The sequence below is a fragment of the Dokdonella sp. genome, assembly GCF_041395345.1.
Taxonomy (GTDB): Bacteria; Pseudomonadota; Gammaproteobacteria; order Xanthomonadales; family Rhodanobacteraceae; genus Dokdonella.
Map to the genome: position 1 here is coordinate 1 of NZ_JAWLAR010000019.1, position 15,439 is coordinate 15,439.

The following is a 15,439-nucleotide window of genomic DNA, read 5'->3' on the forward strand; positions in this document are numbered from 1 at the left end:
CCCGACAGCACTTCCATGCCGTAGAACGCGGCCAGGCGCGGAATCTGCGGACTCTCGACCGAGGAATAGGTGCGCAGGCGCTTGGTGTGGCGCGACAGCATGCGGATATCGCTGGCCAGTTCGGCCTCGCTGGGAAACAGATCCTTGGTCGGATCCTGGTAACGCTGGAATGCACTGAAGGCCATGCCTTCGACACGGCCGGTCCAGTCGGCGATCTGGGTCGGGCGATTGAGGAAGGCCCAGAGCCCGAAATTCGACGCAGCGACCAGCACGGCAAACATGACAGCGCGCCAGAAGGACTTCTCTACCACGTCGGAGTGTCGGTTGATCAAATGGGACTCGGCGGGATGGCAAAGGCGCTCGGCGCAGCGCGGCAGCATAGCTGAGGCGACCCCCTGCCTCAACGCAGGGTGTCCCGTCGTACCTCCGATGTTATCGCTGCATTCAGTCGAGGCCGGATCGGCGGACGACCCGGCCCGCAGCCGGGGCCACTACTCCTTGCGCAGGGATTCGACCGGATCCAGATTCGAGGCACGGCGAGCCGGCAGGTAGCTCGCCAGCAGGCCGACGGCTGCCATCGCGACCGCCATCAGCGCGAAGGTTGTCGGGTCCACCGATTGCACGCCGAACAGGAGGCTGCCGAGCGCGCGCGTGAACATCAGCGCGGCAGCAATGCCGACGAGCACGCCGATTCCGACCACGCGTGCGCCGTACGCGACAACCATGCCGCGGACCTGCGCGGCCTGTGCGCCGAGCGCCATGCGCACGCCGATCTCACGGGTGCGTTCGCTCACGATATAGGAGAGCACGCCATACAGTCCGATCGCGCCGAGCAGCAATGACAAGCCAGCCGTGATGCCCAGGGTGAGCAGGGTAAACGACAACTGCGCCATCGAATCCCGAGCCAGGCCGGCCAGGGTGAAGGCGCGATACATCGGTGCCTCGGGCGCGACCTCGCGGACCAGCGCACGCACCTCGGGGGCAATCGTCTCGGCGCGCGACGTCTTGATCACGTAGGCGGGAGAGGAGACCTTTCGGCCTCCATCGGCACTGGTGTCGACGAGCGGAAAGTAGATGGCAGGCTGCGGTGTATCACGGAACCCGTCCTGCATGACATCGTCGACGATGCCGATCACCGTCTCCCATGCCGTCTGGCCTTCCCGCTGGATCTGGCGGCCGAGCGCGTCCTGTCCTGGAAACAGGCGTTCCGCTGCCGTGCGGCTCAGGATGACATGGCCGCGTGCGCTGCCGTGATCCTCCGCATTGAATGGACGGCCTCCGAGCATGGCGATCTGCAGGGTCCCGAAATAGTCTCCGGCGGTGTAGTTGTAATTGAGCAGCACGCCTTCGCCGCCATCGCTGTTCGAGGTCTGCGTGCGCACGCGCATGGTCGCGGTTTGTTCATTCAGGGGCATGTTCTCAACCAGACCGACCGATTGCACGCCCGGCAGCGCCTTGAGTCGATCAAGGAAGTTCAGGTCGAATTGCGCGTAGGCATTGGCATCATCGAGAGACGGTCGATCAGGGGCGAACTGGAACGTGAAAATGTCCTCGGTGGAGTAGCCCGGGGGCGTGTGCCAGAGCGCGTAGGCGCTGCGCACGAGGAGGCCCGAGCCGATCAGCAATACCAGGGCGAGCGCGGTCTGCGCGATCACGAGGCTGTCGCGCAGCCAGTGACCTTGCCGGGTCATGCCACGGCCGCCTTCGCGCAGGCGCGAAAGATTCGGTCGGGCGCCGCGCCCCGCCGGCAGGAAACCGCACAGCAGGGCGGAAACCATCGCAATCGCCAGGGTGAACAGCAGCGTTGAAATATCGAGGTGCACCTGGTCGAGGCGCGGGACACCCGAAGGCACGGCGCGAAGAAGGGGCGGCAAGCTGACTGCGGCCAGCGCAATCGCGACGATTCCGGCCGACAGGGCGATCACGAGCAGTTCGGCGATCTGCATGCGCATGAGCTCGCTGCGACTTGCGCCGAGAGCGCTACGCATCGCCATCTCGCGATGACGCCCGTCGATGCGCACTAGCAGCAGGTTGGCCACGTTCGCGCAGGCAATCAGTAGCACGATCGCCGCTGCCGCGAGCAGGATCCACAGTGGGCGCGAGGCAGCGCCGAGGAGCTGATCCTCGAGCGGCCGCACGACCGCCTGATGCTTCTCGATCGTGCGCACGTAGCTGGGCGACCCACCGAAGCGCTCCGGCAGGCGGCTGGCGAGAGTATTCAGCTCCCGAGTCACGCCTTCGATCGTGGCGCCCGGCGCAAGGCGGGCCACCAGATTGCCGCCGAAATCACCAGGCTTGTCGATGTCACTTGCATCGAGCGTGCTCGGAATCCAGAGCATCGTGTCATCGGTCGGGAAACGGAACGTCGGTCCCATGACACCGATGATTGTGCGCTGCTTGCCCGATGCATCGATCGTCCGGCCGATCACCGAAGGATCACGGCCGAACCACGAACTCCACAACGAATCGCTAAGAACCACGGCGAGCGTGCCGTCTTCCTTGACCGGCAAGCGCCCGAGGACTGGCTGCACGCCGAGCGTCGAAAACAGCGACTCGGTTGGAAACCCCATGCGGATGCGTTCGACGCGATCCCTGGTGCGTAGCGTCGACGTGGAGGAGTAGTAGAGCGCGCTGTCTTCGAGCAGTTTCGATTGCTCGTGGTACTGCAGGTAGAACTCCGGCGCGACGCCGAATTCGCCGGGCATTTCCGAACCGGGTGCGGTCGCCGCGACATACACGAGCCGATCAGGATCCTTGAACGGCAGCGGATCGAGCAGCACGGTGTTGACCACGCAGAACAAGCCGGCCATCGCGCCGATCGCCAGACCGAGCATGCCCACTGCGGTGATCGTGAAGCCGGGACTGCCCTTCAGGCGGCGCATGGCGTGGATGAGTTCGCCGATCCAGAGTCCGAGTCGCATCAGTGATCCTTGGTTTCGCCGGTCGCGATCGATCGCGACCGGCAGGTTGTAGTGACGAGCCTGGCTACAGCAGCTTTCGCAATTGGATGCACGAATACGGCAATCGGTGTACCGGCCTTCGCGCAAATCGTTCGCGTCAACCGCAACGGTCACAGGGTGGCCGTCCATCGGTCAGAACATCAGCAAACGCCATGCCATGGTCCGAATGGCAGGGAATCGCTCTCCAGCGCGGGCTCCGGGCGTTTGGGTGTTCGTTTGCGTTCAGACCACTGTCCGTCGATGAACACCTGGCCGTCGCGCATCAGCGATCGCAGCGGCCCAACGGAGCGACCGGCGCGCCGCTGCGCGCGCAAACCCGATAGACTGTGCGCTGGAGTCGGCCAGGCAGTCGCGACGTGTTTCGGCACGGCGAGGAAAGTCCGGGCTCCGCAGGGCAAGGTGCCAGGTAACGCCTGGGCGGCGCGAGCTGACGGAAAGTGCAACAGAAAACAAACCGCCGAACGGCATCTTCGGATGTGCGTGGCAAGGGTGAAACGGTGTGGTAAGAGCACACCGCATGCGGGGCCAACGCCGCATGGCACGGCAAACCCCACCTGGAGCAAGACCAAATAGGGGAGCTATGGCGCGGCCCGCGTCGCTCCCGGGTTGGTTGCTTGAATCCTGCGGCGACGCAGGATCCAGAGGAATGGCTGCCCACGACAAAACCCGGCTTATCGGCCGACTCCTTTTTCTTTCGATTTGTCGCGTTGCGGAATCGGGCTTGCCGGCCGGGGATACGTTCCGCCGGTACGCCGTCCTCGAGCCCGTGTTCTCAGGCACCCGGAATGGCTGGCTTGCCCGCCCAGGCGCCTTTCGCGGAGGCATGTACAAGCGCTGCGTCAGGAATGGCTGTGGTCACGAGCCGTCGGCGGCCGCGTCCGCTTCGGACGACGAGGGCTTGATCGGTCCAAGGTAGGCCTCGGCGATGTAGCGGGTCAGCGCCGCGCCGATAAGGACGATCAGTGAGCTGTAGTAGACCCAGATCAACAACAGGATCAGCGAGCTTGCCGCGCCGTAGGCATCGGCGGTCGTGGTCGATGCCAGATAGCCGCCCAGCGCCCATTTTCCGAACTCGAACAAGGCTGCAGTCAGTGCTCCGCCCATGAAGGTGAAGCGATAGGGCAGTCGCGCGTCGGGCACGAAGCGAAACAGCAAGCCGAAGCCCAGGGTGAACAAGCCCAGAGTGATGAGCTCGTTGAGCACTGACCACAATTCGCTTTGCCGGGTCAGTACCAGCCCGATTGCGCTGGTCGCTACAAGCGTTATCGTCAGCAGGAAGCCAATCGCTGCCAGCATGCCGAACGAGAGCAGGCGTCGACGAACCCAGGCCCAGACCGCACTGCTCGGTGTTCCTGCCGTACCCCAGACCGCGTTGATCGAGGCCTGCAATTGCGCAAATGCCGTCGTTGCCGATACCGCGAGCGCAACAAGACTGAGCATGCCGGTGGCCGATTCCTTGAACGGACTGTCCCTGGCATTCTCCATGACGGTAGTGGCGCTTTCCCGTACCTGACTGCCCAGCAGGAAGCCGAGTTGATCGATCAGGGCCTTTTCCGCGCCCGGCGACAACTGGCTGGCCGCCCACAGGCTGATCACGATCAGCGGAGCGAACGATAGCGCTGCATAGAAAGCGATCGACGCAGCCAGGGTAAGCGGATCATGCGATACGAAATCGGCGACCGCGTCGAGGATTCGCTTGAGGAGGTGTCGTGGGGCCATCCTTCAGCTGAGGGTCGTCTAGCGCGTCAGGCGTGCGATCAGGTAGCCGACGCCCCCGGCGATGGCGAGTGCCACAAGAGGCTGATCGCGTACGTAGCTGTCGACGTCATCAAACACGGAGCGGGCCTGGTGCCGAACCACCGCCTTGAGCGAAGAAGCCGCTTCATCGAGCGCGTCGACGACATCCCCCAGTTCCGGGGCAGCCGAAGCGCCGGGCGCCAACTTCGATGTTTGGACATCGTGCATGCCGACTTCGTGTGCTGCGGGCAATTCCTGTGTCATGTCGCTCTCCATTATTGTGGGGTGTGCTACTTGCAAGCAGCTTAGACCCGCATTCCTGAATAGGGATTGATTGCCCGGCCCTGCAGCCTGCTCTGTCTGGAGGGGAGCAGGGCCGGGTTCAGTTGGATGTTCCTCAGAAGCGTGGCGTCGGGGTGCACGACGCTGGCCGGTAGCCATTGCGAAACAGGTAACCCCAGCGATATCTACAACATTGATTCGCGGGCATGCTCGGCTCGGGATGCGCCGATGGCCGTTTCAACATTCTTTACCTCTTCCGGGGGCGGGAGTACGGCCGGGAATCCGAGCGAGTCGATCCAGAGTTCCCGCGTCCATCCGGTTGTGTGGTAGAGGTGGTGATCTTCGTCTTCCTCGACCGCCTCGTAGGCCTTCTTGAGGACGCGGGCGACGTCGCCGCTGGCATGCTTCGCCACATGACCGATGAGTTCCCAGTTCAGGTGATCCTTGGTTTCGGCGAGGACGACGCACTCTCCGGCAACCAGCTGCGCAGCTTCCCGATCACCGTTCTGCATCGCCATCTCCATGGCCTTGACCAGCGAATCGCCGATGTGGGCAACCACCGAACGCCCCGGCGACGCCTGCTCCGTGTCGAGCCCGAGCTCCTCGAAGACGCTGGTCAGCACTCGTTCGTGAGTCCGGGTTTCATCGAGGTACCCGGCCCACTCTTCATGCAAATCCTTGTTGACTGCAGCTTTCAAGGCCGTGGTGTAGATCTTGATGCCCCCGCGCTCTGTCTCCAGTGCCTGACGGAGCAGTTCCTCGACCTGATGATCGTTGTATTTCTTTTGCATTGCCTACTCCCGATTGACAACGTGCGGATGTGCAGTTGTTCGTATCAATAGAACGGTACCTGCCACAACCCTTCGTGAATCTGCAGAATGGCGCGCAGTGCGCATTCATTCGGCGTTCGAGAATGGTCAAGCCGCTCGAACATTTGGCCGATCTGGATATGGGTGCAGGAGCGCCCGGAAGGACACTGTTCCGGGCGGCCGCTAATCATCGGTTCATGGACAGCCGGATTCCTTTGGTCGCGATTCATGAAGAGCAGACGACGATGCGCACCCGTCCTCCTGCATTTGCACACAGCAATGGATCTGAAGAGTGGCTCTCCGTACTGGATGCTGAAGAATGCGCAGGCGGAATTTCACCCGCCACTCGAGCATGACCATCGCTGCGATGTGCTAATCGTCGGCGCAGGAATTACTGCTGCACTGATAGCGCGGGAATTGGTCGATGCCGGCATGCAGGTCTGCCTGATCGACAAGCGCCAGGCTGGCTGGGGCAGTACCGCAGCCAGCACCGCCTTGCTGCAATACGAAATCGATGTCGAGCTGCAGGCGCTGGCCAGACAGTTCGGGATGGACGACGCGGTGCTGGCCTATCGAGCGTGTGAGCAAGCGGTCGAGTCGCTGGTGCGACTTGCGCGGCCCATGCGCGACGTCGATTCGCGGTCGATGCAGAGCCTGTACTTTTCGAGTCACTGGTATCACGACCGACGCGTTCGCCGCGAAGGGATGCTGCGAAAGGAACACGGGTTTGACCTCGAGTGCCTGGAAAGCTCCGAGCTCAAGGAACGCTTTTACCTCAATGCAGAGATTGGCCTGCTATCGGCCGTGGCGGCCGAGGTCGACCCGGTGCAGCTGGCCAGGCGTCTGCTGACTGCTGCCGCGAGGAAAGGTGCCCTGCTTTTCGAGAGAACCCAGGCAACGGAGGTTTCCCCAACCGCGCGAGGCGTCAACGTCAAGCTGGCCAACGGAAAACGCCTGCGCTGCAAGCACGTCGTCATTGCAGCCGGTTATGAATCGCAGGCGTTCCTTTCGGAGCGCGTCGCCCGCAACCGCAGCAGCTATGCCTTCGTAAGCGACCCCATGCCGGAGGCACTCGGTGCGTTGGCGAATTGCGTGGTCTGGGAGTCCGCACGACCTTACCTGTACACGCGAACGACGGCGGACCACAGGCTTATTGTCGGTGGCGAGGATGACGCGATCGACGTACCGCTCAAGCGCGATGCCAGCGTCGGAAAAAAAGCCGAAACACTGAAGCGGAAATTCAGCGCCCGTTTCCCGGCGATATCACCGGATATCGCGTTCGCCTGGGCCGGTACATTCGCCGAGACCCAGGACGGTTTGCCGTACTTCGGCGCGCACTCGCAGTATGGCCCGCGTGTCCATTTCGCAATGGCCTACGGTGGCAATGGCATCACCTACAGCGCGATTGGTGCCGACATCATCCGCGACACGATCCAGGGCGTTGCCCATCCGTGTGCGCGCCTGTTCTCGTTCGACAGAGGGCAAGGATCATGAGTCCGCACCGTTCCGAACCGGGTACCTGTCTTGAGAAGACTCAGGACTCCGGATCGGTCGCCCTGATACAGGTCGTCAACGAGGTTCCCGGTATCCGCCTGTTCCCGAGCGCGTCCCGGGCAGGCACGACTCGCACGCCCGATACTTGCCGGCATGTCGGATTTCGAAGGGCGTCGGTTGTGCAGGTGCCGGGCCGGCGCCTCCCTCGCAGACAGCTCCAATTCCCGCAAAGCTGAACCGGCGCCGGTAGCAGGAGACCCATGGTCCTTTCACTTGATAGCAATAGCACTTTCAAGAACTACTCTTTCCAGTCCGAATCAATCTCGGTAGCATCAGAGAACTTGAAAGGGGTGATCTTGTGCTCAGGAAGGGATCGATCCATGTGCGCGATGCGCACCCGCTTGCCGACGGCACCTATCTGGCAATCACGCTGACAAACCGGCCACCCCGTGGCGTGATGGCCTGGGCGGGAACGCTGCGTGCAGCGGCTGCCGACAAGCAGGCCGCGGATATCGCGATTGACGACTACGATCAGGTTGAAAAGGTCAGCTTCCGTAGCTGGCCGGACGTCTGGGAATATTTCTCTGGTCGCCAGTACGACGAGTTGCTCGCCATCGTGCATGCCGAGGTAGACAAGCTCTATCCAGGCGAATGAGGGTTCAGAGGCCGAGGAATCTCAGCTCCCAGACCAGTTGGCCAATCCGGATCGAGAGCAGAACATAGACGATCGTGAAAATGATCACGACGGAGCCGTGTCTTCGTCGCCGGATGATCCGGTAGGCGCCGTCGTACAGGTTGAGCGCGGCCAGCAGGAAGGCGACCAGGGCGATGAAGCCGCCCATGTACCACTCGAAACTGCCGAAGACGTTGAATGTCGCGTGGTGCCGCGGCGCCGCCATGGCAGCCGCCAGGATCAGCGTGCAGGTGACGAGGTTGCGCAGGTTGTTGAAAATGTCTGCCGCAAGCCCCTGGTTCAGGGCGCTATGGAATTGTTCGATGACCTTCATGCGTGTGGCTGCTCCCCGGCTCGCACCATGGAATTCAAGGATGGCGCCAATCTACCCGGCTTTGCACCTCGCCGGAACGGAAGCCGGGGCGGTATGATTTTCGGCCGGCCTATTGCAGACGAAGATAGAACAGGGTTTGCCCGCGCACCACGCTCAACATGAGCTGGCGCGGCGGCTGCTCCAGCAGTCGGGCCAGATCATCGGTGTCCTGGATATTGCGCTGGTTGATGCCGATGACGACGTCGCCCTGGCGCAGGCCGCGCCGGTAGGCCGGGCTCGACGAGTCGATGGCGCGAACCACGCTGCCGCTGAGGCCGGGGCGTTGCTGGTCCGCCGCGAGGTCGGCCAGTTGCACGCCGGCAAGGCGCGCATCGATGTCTTCTCCACGCACGCTCACGGTCGAGCTCGCTTTCAGGACCATGTTGACGACCAGTGGCTTGCCGTCGCGCAGAATGCCGACCCGGACCGCCGTGCCGACCGGGGTCAGACCCTCGATGTTGTGCAGCTCCTGGCTCGATCCGATTGGCTTTTCATTGATGCTGGTGATGACATCGCCTGCACGCAGACCTGCATCGGCGGCTGGGGTGGCATTGCGAACGCGCGTCACCACGGTTCCCTTGCCGACCTCGATGGCCAGCATGGCAGCGATATCGGCAGTGACGTCCTGGGTATCGACACCGAGCGCCCCGCGCCTGACCTCGCCGAACTCGACCAGCTGGCGCATGACGTTGGCAGCCAGGTCGCTGGGAATGGCGAAGCCGATACCGACGCTGGCACCCGACGGCGAGAAGATCATCGAATTGATACCGACCAGCTCGCCGCGCAGGTTGACCAGGGCGCCGCCGGAGTTGCCCGGATTGATCGAAGCATCGGTCTGGATGAAATTCTGATAGCCGCGGCGCAGGCCGGTCCGGTCCAGTGCCGAAACGATGCCGGATGTCACGGTCTGGCCGAGCCCGAACGGGTCGCCGATCGCGACCACGAAGTCGCCCACCTTCAGATCCCTGGACCGGGCCAGTGGCACGGCCTGCAGGTTTTCTGCCGGAATCTGCAGTACGGTCAGATCGGTGTCAGGATCCGATCCGATCACGCGCGCGGAGACCGTGCGATTGTCGTGCAGGGTCACGTCGATGTCGTCCGCACCCTGCACGACATGATTGTTGGTCAGCACGTAGCCGTTGTCGGCGTCGACGATGACGCCGGATCCCAGCGATTGCTGTATGCGTTCGCGCGGCTGGTTGGGCACGTTGAAGAAGCGCCGGAACATCGGGTCGTCAAAAAACGGATCGCGTACCTGGACCCGCGTGCGCGTATTGATGTTGACCACGGCCGGAGTGACCCTGTCGATCATGGGTGCGAGGGTCGGCAGCGGCTGGCCGTCGACTGCCGGTGGCAGTCCCGCCAGGGCGGTCGCGGCAGACAGGCACAAGGCCAGCGACATCAGGATTCGGGTCGGCAGGGGACGCAAGCACGATAGGTGGTCCATGAACGAGTTCCGTGATGAGGGGAGGTATTGGCGTCGGCCAATGCATTCTGCATGGATCCTCACGCAGCGCGATGACGCATGCTGGCCGGCGCGGGGCGCGATGCGGGATTCCGGGCACCCACACAGACCGCACGGAGCGCAATCGGTTTCATCCGGGACCCTGTTGATCCAGCCGGGACGCGGGCCCATGCAGGCCCTGCCGCGTTGCCGGGCCTGCGGGGGCAATTTCGCCTTTACAAGCGTCAGGGCCGGGCGTAGGGTACGGGGTTGGCGGCACCACAACATCTTGTGTGTGCGGACACGGGAAAACCTAGCGGTTGTGGAGCGTTTCGGAGAGTGCCCAAGGGCATTCTGTCCGCATTGGCGGCGCTGATCCGTCAGTAATGAAGTGACAGTGACGTGGCAAGCAATAACGAAACCGGGGGGATATCCCGGTCACAGAAGAAGAAATTGGAGGATTCGCTGGCAATGAGCACGGTGCGACTAGAGGGGCTCGCGCGCGGCGCGGTAGAGATTCCGCTTCAACCCGCTTCCCTGGATATCTGGGACAAGAAATACCGGTTGAAGTCCAAACAGGGTGAGGCCGTCGACGTCGACATCGACCACACCTACCAGCGCGTCGCTCGCGCCCTTGCCGAGGTCGAGACCAGCAAGGAAAAGCAGGATTACTGGTTCGAACGTTTTCTCTGGGCGCTGCGCCGCGGCGCTATTCCGGCGGGCCGCATCACCTCGAACGCCGGCGCCAACCAGCACAAGCCGAAGACCTCGACGATCAACTGCACCGTCTCGGGCACGATCGAGGATTCGATGTACAACATCCTCGACAAGGTCCACGAGGCCGGGCTGACGCTGAAGGCCGGCTGCGGCATCGGCTACGAATTCTCGACGCTGCGTCCGCGTGGCGCCTACGTGTCGGGTGCCGGCGCCTATACGTCCGGCCCGCTGTCGTTCATGGATATCTACGACAAGATGTGCTTCACCGTGTCCTCGGCCGGTGGTCGTCGCGGTGCGCAGATGGGCACCTTCGATGTCTCGCATCCCGACGTGAAGGAATTCATCCGGGCCAAGCGCGAGGATGGCCGCCTGCGCCAGTTCAACCTGAGCCTGCTGATCACCGACGGCTTCATGGAGGCGGTCGAGGCTGATGGCGACTGGCCGCTGGTATTCCCCATCCACATCAAGGAACAGCACGAGATCGACCTGGCCGACGCCGAGAAGGTGGTCTGGCGCGAATGGCCGACGACCAAGCACTATGTCGTCCGCGATGACGGCCTCGTGGCCTGCAAGATCTACAGCCAGATCCGCGCACGACATCTGTGGGACATGATCATGGTGTCCACCTATGACTTCGCCGAGCCCGGCTTCATCCTGATCGATCGCGTCAACGAGATGAACAACAACTGGTGGTGCGAACATATCCGCGCGACCAATCCCTGTGGCGAACAACCGCTTCCGCCCTACGGTTCCTGCCTGCTCGGTTCGGTCAACCTGACCAAGTTCGTGCGCGACCCGTTCGGCCCGAAGGCGCGCTTCGACATGGAGGAGTACAAGGAGGTCGTGCGCGTGTTCACGCGCATGCTCGACAACGTGGTCGAAATCAACGGCCTGCCGCTCGAGGAGCAGCGCGAGGAAATCGAAAGCAAGCGCCGTCACGGCATGGGCTTCCTCGGTCTCGGCAGCACCCTGACCATGCTCAAGAAGCGCTACGGCACCCCCGATGCCTGTGCGTTCACCGAAGATGTCTCGCGCGAAATGGCCGTGGCCGGCTGGGAAGTCGCCCTGGGCCTGGCGAAGGAAAAGGGCCCAGCACCTGTGCTCACGCGCGATTTCAGGATCACCGGCGAAATGCTGCGCAAGCGTCCGGAAATGGTCAAAGATGGTTACAAGATCGGCGATTCGATTCCCGGCCGCATCCTGCATGCGAAGTACAGCCGCTACATGCAGCGCGTCGCCTCGGTCGCGCCGGAACTGGTCGCCGAGCTGGCCGAAGTCGGCGCGCGCTTCACCCATCACACCTCGATTGCGCCGACCGGCACGATCTCGTTGTCGCTGGCCAACAACGCCTCCAACGGCATCGAGCCGAGTTTTGCCCATCACTACAGCCGCAACGTGATCCGTGAGGGCAAGAAGTCCAAGGAGAAGGTCGAGGTATTCAGCTATGAATTGCTCGCCTATCGCGAACTGATCAATGGCAAGGCCATGCCCTTCTCGGAAGTCGCCGAGGAAAAACTGCCCGAGTACTTTGTTTCGGCCGATGACATCAGCCCTACCGAACATGTCGATATCCAGGCCGCCTCGCAGAAATGGATCGACTCGTCGATCTCGAAAACCGCCAATGTGCCGACCTCGTACCCCTATGAGGATTTCAAGCACATCTACCACTACGCCCACCAGCAAGGTCTGAAGGGATGCACCACCTTCCGCTTCAATCCGGCGGCATTCCAGGGGGTACTGGTCAAAGAGCACGATTTGGAGAACACTCGGTATCGGTTCGAGCTCGAAGACGGGTCAATCGTGGAAGCCAGGGGCAATGAAGAGATCGAGTACGATGGCGAAGTCCACACGGCCGCCAATCTCTTTGATGCCTTGAAGGAAGGCTATTACGGCAAATTCTGAGGCGGGTGCGGATCCGGCGTGCGCCTGGCGCATGTCGATCGATGTGAAGTGCGTTGTTCCTGATTACCAATCAAACTAGCGCGGAGAGGGGAAACATGAGTACCGATAGTCCGGTTGAAGAAGTCAAAGACAGTCTGAAGGAAATGGGCGGTGCAATTTCTGACGCGGCCGGTGCCGTCGCCAGCTCCGCCGGTGATATCGCAGCTGAAGCCAAGGCGTCTGCCACCAAGGCAGGCAAGAAGGCGGTCGCCAAGGTCAAGAAGGCACGCAAGCAGGCAGCAAGGCGCGTGAAGACCGTGGTCGCCCGGATCAAGAAGGCCGAGAAGTCCGCGGCCAAGCAGATCAAGAAGGCCGCCAAGACCGTCACCAAGAAAGCCGAAGAGGCCAAGAAAGCGGTGTCCAAGGCCAAGCCGAAGGCCGCAGCAAAGAAGGCCAAGGCCAAGAAGACGGTCAAGAAAGTCGCGAAGAAGGCCGGCGCCAAGAAGGCCGCCGCCAAGAAAGCGACGAAGAAGGTCGTCAAGAAGGCAGCCGCCAAGAAGGCAGCCGCCAAGAAGTCCGTGAAGAAGGTCGCGAAGAAAGCCGGCAAGAAAGCGGCGAAGAAGAAAGTAGCGGCCAGGAAAGCGGTCAAGAAGGTCGCAAAGAAGGCAGCGAAGAAGGCAAAACCGGCCAAGAAGGCGGCCAAGAAAGCCGTGAAGAAGGCAGCGCCCAAGAAAGCTGCAAAGAAAGCTGCAAAGAAAGCAGCGCCGAAAAAGGCCGCAAAGAAAGGCGGCAAGAAAGGCCGCAGGTGATCGACAGCCCTTTCCACGTGTATCGAGGAAAGGGCGCTTCGATGACTGACGTAAAGGGCGCACGCGGGACTTCACCGTCCCGCTGGCGCTTGATTGTTTCAGGGTTCAAACCGATCTTGAGCAATAACCGGCCACCGCCGGTACAAGAACAGGCGCCATCAGCGCCGACGCAATAGCAAGCACTGACCGTCTCCCCATGTGATCGGCAGGCAAGAAATTCAGGAGTACGCCGGCATGGCGATCAAGATCAACAAGAAGATCAAGGCATACAACGTTGTTCAGCCGGATGAAAAGCCGGCCGCCGTTGTCGCCACCCCTATCGTGGAAGAACCGGCCAGCGCCGAAGTCATCCACATGCATGAAAAGGTCGAGCGCCCGGATCAGCTGATCGGCGCCACCTACAAGATCAAGTCGCCCCTGGTCGAGCACGCGCTGTACGTGACCATCAACGATATCGTGCTGAATCCGGGTACCGAGCATGAACTGCGCCGGCCCTTCGAGATTTTCGTCAACTCCAAGAGCATGGAGCACTTCCAGTGGATCGTCGCGCTCACGCGCATCATGTCGGCCGTGTTCCGCAAGGGCGGCGACGTGACCTTCCTGGTCGAGGAGCTCAAGGCCGTATTCGATCCGCGTGGCGGCTACTTCAAGGCCGGTGGCATCTACATGCCCAGCATCGTCGCCGAACTCGGTGCCGTCATCGAGCGCCACATGAAGATGATCGGCCTGCTGCACGATCCGGAAATGGATCCCGCCCAGCGCGCCCTGATTGCTGAAAAGCGCGCCGCCTACGAAGCCAAGTCAAAAAAAAAGTCTGACGTAAGCGCGAAGTCGGCCAAATCGCCGACCTCCTCCGACTCGTCATCCCGGCGAACGCCGGGACCCAGCTCCTCCGCATCTGCTTCTGTAGGAGCGGATTCAGCCGCGATGCCTTCCCCCGCCGAAGCCGAAGACGACACCCCGAGCTTCCCGCCCGGCGCCACGATGTGCCACAAGTGCAACACCAACGCGACCATCATCATGGATGGGTGTGCAACGTGCCTGAATTGTGGCTATTCGAAGTGTGGGTGAGCCTTAGAAGTTCTCATACTTAGCCTCAAGGAACTTGTTACCTATTTCTGCCGGTCCTCGTCGAATGGAATTTATTGAGAAAGGCGAGAATGTTGGATAGCTCAACGAATGGTCTAGGCTCAGCAAAAGTAGATAGATTGGGTGAGCTTCTCAGGGCTGGAAGCTTCTCTGCTGACGCATTGATTGAACTCGATCGATATAGGCGGTCGTTTGGTCCTGCCTATCAGAAGGTGATCAAGATTTCTCAGCAAATGTTGCATCTTCCTGTAACCGGTCGGCCATCCAAGTCTACAAGCGCAATTCTTGATAAGTTGCGACGTGAAAGTTCGCGTCTAAGTCAAATACAAGACATTGCTGGTTGTCGAATCATTGTCGACGATATTCCTAAGCAAAACAGGGCGGTGGACGCGCTCAATGCGTTCTTGACTTCCCCTCGAATTGTTGATCGGAGAGCGAATCCGACCCATGGATATCGTGCCGTACATCTAGTGGCAAATATGTCTGGACGATTTGTGGAGGTGCAAGTTAGGACACTTCCCCAGCACCTTTGGGCTGAAATCTCGGAGAAAATGGCCGACACAATTGATTCGAGGATCAAGTATGGCGAAGGGGATGGGGAAGCGCTCAAGTTCCTGAGGTCGTTATCTGAGGGAATTAGGGGCTTGGAAGACGAAGAGGATTCGCGAGACAGGACGCTCTGGAAGCTCGCCGGGTTTACTCGTGAACAGAGAAAGCGGTACAGGAGGAACCTTAAAATCCTCGAAGAGAACTATCGTTCGAGGAGAACTGCCGTACTACGAGTGTTGCGAAGTGTGCATACCGACATGAATCGATCGCCAAACAAATGATCTTTCTCATTGAGTACGATCGGGCGTCAGGTTCGATTGCCAGCTTGAAGGAGTTTGAAGATGGTGAAGGCGAGCTTGCAGCTAAGGAACGCTTGGAGCTTGAGATTTCACTCATGAACAATGGTGTGGTTAGGGAAGTAGTCCTCCTTCAAGCCGGTTCAATCAAAGCCTTGCGAGTTACCCACAATCGATACTTTAAAAATGTTGCAGAGCTCGCAGAAGACGGAAGCAATCTGATGAGCAAACTAAAGCTAGACGATCAATCTCGTTCGAGCGGAAAGGACTTCACTTAGGAAGAAGTCTGGACAAGAAGGTGAGGCTTAGTTCGATGCGCCGTTGAG

The 15,439-nt window shown here is 61.0% G+C and carries 13 protein-coding genes, 1 other RNA gene and 1 pseudogene; 8 read left to right on the plus strand and 7 right to left on the minus strand.

The window, feature by feature from the left end:
* A pseudogene (locus tag R3F00_RS15445) lies at nucleotides 1-311 on the minus strand (benzoate transporter); the annotation flags it as partial.
* 180 nt (nucleotides 312-491) lie between these two features.
* Nucleotides 492-2,921, minus strand: coding sequence for an ABC transporter permease (locus tag R3F00_RS15450; RefSeq protein WP_371282697.1), 2,430 nt, complete (start codon nucleotides 2,919-2,921; stop codon nucleotides 492-494).
* 372 nt (nucleotides 2,922-3,293) lie between these two features.
* Between R3F00_RS15450 and rnpB the strand changes: the two genes are divergently transcribed.
* An RNA gene (gene rnpB / locus R3F00_RS15455) (RNase P RNA component class A) lies at nucleotides 3,294-3,650 on the plus strand.
* 165 nt (nucleotides 3,651-3,815) lie between these two features.
* Here rnpB and R3F00_RS15460 read toward each other — a convergent pair.
* The 3 genes from R3F00_RS15460 to R3F00_RS15470 form a co-directional block, all read right to left on the minus strand.
* The gene (locus R3F00_RS15460) at nucleotides 3,816-4,679 is read right to left on the minus strand and encodes a YihY/virulence factor BrkB family protein (RefSeq protein ID WP_371282698.1); all 864 of its coding nucleotides are present in this window, start codon (nucleotides 4,677-4,679) and stop codon (nucleotides 3,816-3,818) included.
* An 18-nt stretch (nucleotides 4,680-4,697) separates the two neighbouring features.
* Nucleotides 4,698-4,961 (minus strand): hypothetical protein, encoded by a 264-nt coding sequence (locus R3F00_RS15465; RefSeq protein WP_371282699.1) that lies wholly within the window; start codon nucleotides 4,959-4,961, stop codon nucleotides 4,698-4,700.
* 203 nt (nucleotides 4,962-5,164) lie between these two features.
* Nucleotides 5,165-5,770, minus strand: a complete 606-nt coding sequence (locus R3F00_RS15470; RefSeq protein WP_371282700.1) for a hypothetical protein — start codon at nucleotides 5,768-5,770, stop codon at nucleotides 5,165-5,167.
* 297 nt (nucleotides 5,771-6,067) lie between these two features.
* On the opposite strand from R3F00_RS15470, the gene R3F00_RS15475 reads away from it, so the two are divergent.
* Nucleotides 6,068-7,282, plus strand: a complete 1,215-nt coding sequence (locus R3F00_RS15475; protein ID WP_371282701.1) for an NAD(P)/FAD-dependent oxidoreductase — start codon at nucleotides 6,068-6,070, stop codon at nucleotides 7,280-7,282.
* A 358-nt stretch (nucleotides 7,283-7,640) separates the two neighbouring features.
* Nucleotides 7,641-7,937 carry a hypothetical protein gene (locus tag R3F00_RS15480; RefSeq protein ID WP_371282702.1) on the plus strand — a complete coding sequence of 99 codons (297 nt, stop codon included), beginning with the start codon at nucleotides 7,641-7,643 and terminating at the stop codon, nucleotides 7,935-7,937.
* Between the two features lie 4 nt (nucleotides 7,938-7,941).
* Here the strand turns inward: R3F00_RS15480 and R3F00_RS15485 are convergent, their stop codons facing one another.
* Complete coding sequence (locus R3F00_RS15485; RefSeq protein ID WP_371282703.1) at nucleotides 7,942-8,289, minus strand: hypothetical protein; 348 nt, start codon at nucleotides 8,287-8,289, stop codon at nucleotides 7,942-7,944.
* Between the two features lie 109 nt (nucleotides 8,290-8,398).
* Nucleotides 8,399-9,775, minus strand: a complete 1,377-nt coding sequence (locus R3F00_RS15490) for a Do family serine endopeptidase (protein WP_371282704.1) — start codon at nucleotides 9,773-9,775, stop codon at nucleotides 8,399-8,401.
* A gap of 468 nt (nucleotides 9,776-10,243) precedes the next feature.
* Between R3F00_RS15490 and R3F00_RS15495 the strand changes: the two genes are divergently transcribed.
* From R3F00_RS15495 to R3F00_RS15515, 5 genes are all read left to right on the plus strand, one after another.
* A complete protein-coding gene (locus R3F00_RS15495; protein ID WP_371282705.1) occupies nucleotides 10,244-12,391 on the plus strand; it encodes an adenosylcobalamin-dependent ribonucleoside-diphosphate reductase in 2,148 nt (715 codons plus the stop codon).
* A 95-nt stretch (nucleotides 12,392-12,486) separates the two neighbouring features.
* Nucleotides 12,487-13,179, plus strand: coding sequence for a hypothetical protein (locus R3F00_RS15500; RefSeq protein WP_371282706.1), 693 nt, complete (start codon nucleotides 12,487-12,489; stop codon nucleotides 13,177-13,179).
* A gap of 234 nt (nucleotides 13,180-13,413) precedes the next feature.
* Complete coding sequence (locus tag R3F00_RS15505; protein ID WP_371282707.1) at nucleotides 13,414-14,250, plus strand: NrdJb; 837 nt, start codon at nucleotides 13,414-13,416, stop codon at nucleotides 14,248-14,250.
* A gap of 251 nt (nucleotides 14,251-14,501) precedes the next feature.
* Nucleotides 14,502-15,098, plus strand: a complete 597-nt coding sequence (locus R3F00_RS15510; RefSeq protein ID WP_371282773.1) for a hypothetical protein — start codon at nucleotides 14,502-14,504, stop codon at nucleotides 15,096-15,098.
* Entirely contained in the window at nucleotides 15,095-15,391 is a 297-nt protein-coding gene (locus R3F00_RS15515) for a hypothetical protein (protein WP_371282708.1), read from the plus strand. Before R3F00_RS15510 ends, R3F00_RS15515 begins: the two co-directional genes overlap by 4 nt.
* The last annotated feature ends 48 nt before the right edge of the window (nucleotides 15,392-15,439 follow it).

Excerpts from the sequence above, each read along its gene's own strand:
- R3F00_RS15450 (WP_371282697.1), bottom strand. The coding sequence starts at position 2,921 with ATGCGACTCGGACTCTGGATCGGCGAACTCATCCACGCCATGCGCCGC.
- R3F00_RS15460 (WP_371282698.1), bottom strand. The coding sequence starts at position 4,679 with ATGGCCCCACGACACCTCCTCAAGCGAATCCTCGACGCGGTCGCCGAT.
- R3F00_RS15465 (WP_371282699.1), bottom strand. The coding sequence starts at position 4,961 with ATGACACAGGAATTGCCCGCAGCACACGAAGTCGGCATGCACGATGTC.
- R3F00_RS15470 (WP_371282700.1), bottom strand. The coding sequence starts at position 5,770 with ATGCAAAAGAAATACAACGATCATCAGGTCGAGGAACTGCTCCGTCAG.
- R3F00_RS15475 (WP_371282701.1), top strand. The coding sequence starts at position 6,068 with ATGGATCTGAAGAGTGGCTCTCCGTACTGGATGCTGAAGAATGCGCAG.
- R3F00_RS15485 (WP_371282703.1), bottom strand. The coding sequence starts at position 8,289 with ATGAAGGTCATCGAACAATTCCATAGCGCCCTGAACCAGGGGCTTGCG.
- R3F00_RS15490 (WP_371282704.1), bottom strand. The coding sequence starts at position 9,775 with ATGGACCACCTATCGTGCTTGCGTCCCCTGCCGACCCGAATCCTGATG.
- R3F00_RS15495 (WP_371282705.1), top strand. The coding sequence starts at position 10,244 with ATGAGCACGGTGCGACTAGAGGGGCTCGCGCGCGGCGCGGTAGAGATT.
- R3F00_RS15500 (WP_371282706.1), top strand. The coding sequence starts at position 12,487 with ATGAGTACCGATAGTCCGGTTGAAGAAGTCAAAGACAGTCTGAAGGAA.
- R3F00_RS15505 (WP_371282707.1), top strand. The coding sequence starts at position 13,414 with ATGGCGATCAAGATCAACAAGAAGATCAAGGCATACAACGTTGTTCAG.
- R3F00_RS15510 (WP_371282773.1), top strand. The coding sequence starts at position 14,502 with ATGTTGCATCTTCCTGTAACCGGTCGGCCATCCAAGTCTACAAGCGCA.
- R3F00_RS15515 (WP_371282708.1), top strand. The coding sequence starts at position 15,095 with ATGATCTTTCTCATTGAGTACGATCGGGCGTCAGGTTCGATTGCCAGC.